2 protein-coding genes are annotated in these 1,617 nt (G+C 37.4%); both read left to right on the plus strand.

Annotated features, from left to right (window positions below):
- Positions 1–355 precede the first annotated feature (355 nt).
- Complete coding sequence (locus ABFR62_14250; protein MEN8139579.1) at positions 356–1,060, plus strand: tetratricopeptide repeat protein; 705 nt, start codon at positions 356–358, stop codon at positions 1,058–1,060.
- 2 nt (positions 1,061–1,062) lie between these two features.
- Positions 1,063–1,563, plus strand: coding sequence for a 6,7-dimethyl-8-ribityllumazine synthase (gene ribH / locus ABFR62_14255; protein ID MEN8139580.1), 501 nt, complete (start codon positions 1,063–1,065; stop codon positions 1,561–1,563).
- Positions 1,564–1,617 lie beyond the last annotated feature (54 nt).

Genomic DNA, 1,617 nt, shown 5'->3' on the forward strand with positions numbered 1-1,617 from the left:
ACTGGTTACTGGTTGCTGGTTACTGGTTGCTGGTTACTGGTTGCCGGTTGCTGGTTACTGGTTGCTGGTTGCTGCATCACCGTTAAATGTTCTCGGGTTATAAATCTTTGTCTTACGCCCCGGATGGGAATGATACCCTGCAGCAAGGAAAACTATTGATCAAGTTATTTTATTGGCTCTGAGTTTACCGAAGAGACAATAAAATAACATTGAGAAAAGTTTTGCGGCGAAGCGTATAAATGGACAGCCGGATAAGGCGCAAAACCGAACATAAAAATTTACGTATAAAAAATCCTGTTTAAAGTTTTGTTTTTGATAGAAAACATTATTTTTGCTCAGTTAAAAAAATGAACTGATGTCGAAAAAGATAAAACACCAAGAAAGTACTACTGAAGAGGTATTTAAGAATTTAGAAGAAACAGCTAGTCGCTCTGAAAAGTTTATAGAGGAAAACAAAAATATAATAATGGGGGCTGTAGCCGCAGTCATAATTGTGATTGGTGGTTACATGTCGTTCCAGACATATTATATGGAGCCAATGAATGAGGAGGCTACAAATGAGTTGTTTAATGCTAAGAAATATTTTGAGCAGGATTCATTAAAATTAGCTCTTAACGGAGATGGTCAGTATATGGGATTCCTTGATATTGCTGATGATTACAGCATGACTAAATCGGGGAATGTAGCAAATTACTACGCCGGAGTGTCTTATTTGAAGCTTGGAGAATATGAAAATGCTATAGAGTATCTTGATAAATTTTCTTCGGACGATAAGATGGTTGGTCCTGTTGCAAAAGGAGCTATCGGAGATGCTTTTGTAGGGTTGAATCAATTGGAAGAAGCATTAGATTACTATCAGGATGCAGCAAATGCAAATGATAATGAGTTTACGAGCCCTTTGTTTTTATTCAAAGCCGGTAAAACAGCTATGGCTATAAATAAATACGGGGAAGCTCAGGATTTATTTGAGAAAATTAAAAATGAATATCCAAAATCTGCAGAAGCTGAGTCAATAGATAAGTTTATTGAAAGAGCTAAAGCAGCAGATAAAAACAGTTAGTAATGGCAACGGTAAATAAAAATTTATCACATTATGATCAGTCAACAATCCCAAACGCTGCTAACATGCGCTTTGGGATTGTTGTTTCTGAATGGAATTCAGAAATAACTGAGAACCTCTATAAGGGGGCAGAGCAGGCTTTGTTGGAAAACGGCGCCTCAGAAGAAAACATTGTACGTTGGGATGTTCCGGGAAGCTTTGAGCTTATTTACGGAGCAACTTTAATGGGAGAAAGACTTGATGTTGATGCAATAGTAGTATTGGGTAGTATTATTCAGGGTGAAACACGTCACTTTGAATTTATTAGTCAGGCTGTAGCTCAGGGTATCAAGGATCTTAATATGCAGATAGATATTCCAATTATTATGGGGGTGTTAACTGACGATACTTTGCAACAGTCTATTGACCGATCCGGCGGTAAGCACGGAAATAAAGGTGTAGAATGTGGTATTGCTGCCATTAAAATGGCTCATCTTAGAAGTCAGTTTACCGACGAAGACTAAAATATTTTTAATATTTTCAAAGCCGCCTGTTCGTATGAATAGGCGGTTTTTTTT

The organism is Bacteroidota bacterium (assembly GCA_039714315.1).
Lineage (GTDB): Bacteria > Bacteroidota > Bacteroidia > Flavobacteriales > JADGDT01 > JADGDT01.